The organism is Oceanibaculum indicum P24, from assembly GCF_000299935.1.
Classification (GTDB): domain Bacteria; phylum Pseudomonadota; class Alphaproteobacteria; order Oceanibaculales; family Oceanibaculaceae; genus Oceanibaculum; species Oceanibaculum indicum.
The window spans coordinates 1-541 of sequence record NZ_AMRL01000071.1 but is presented as its reverse complement, the minus strand read 5'-3'; the positions used below and the strand labels follow the sequence as shown (position 1 = coordinate 541).

General features: G+C 61.7%; 1 protein-coding gene. It reads right to left on the bottom strand.

Annotation, left to right across the window (positions count from 1 at the left end):
* Window positions 1-96: 96 nt before the first annotated feature.
* On the bottom strand, window positions 97-541 hold a 445-nt coding region (locus tag P24_RS19000; protein WP_008946373.1), incomplete at its 5' end, for an IS66 family transposase.

Below are 541 nucleotides of genomic sequence, written 5' to 3'. Positions count from 1 at the left end.
GTAAGCGGTGTTTTGCGGCCACGTAGACATCAAGGTCGGTGGAACGGCACCACATTCTTGCCGCGTATGAAGGCGATGGCGCCCTTGCTTTTCGAGTCAGTCGCCGATTCTTGCAGTGTAGTTCCACGGGAGCAGTTTGGTGATCTGGCTCTGCCGATGACCGCCGGCTATGGCGCTGAGGGTCGAGGCCAACCAGGCATGGGGATCGACGACGTTGAGCTTGCAGGTCTCGATCAGCGAGGCGATGACAGCCCAGTTTTCAGCTCCGGCGTCATGTCCTGCAAAGAGCGCGTTCTTCCGGTTGAGCGCAATAGGCCGGATGGTCCGCTCGACGGCATTGTTGTCGAGCTCGATGCGTCCATCAATCAGGAACAAGGCGAGCCCTGCCCAGTATCTGGCGATGTAGCTCAAGGCCTCCCCGAGGGGCGCTTTCGCGGAGACGCGGGCGCGATGGTGATCAAGCCATTCCTTTATCCGGGCGACGGCTGGTGCCGACCGTTCCCGACGCGCGGCGAGGCGATCATCGGGATCGAGACCGCGG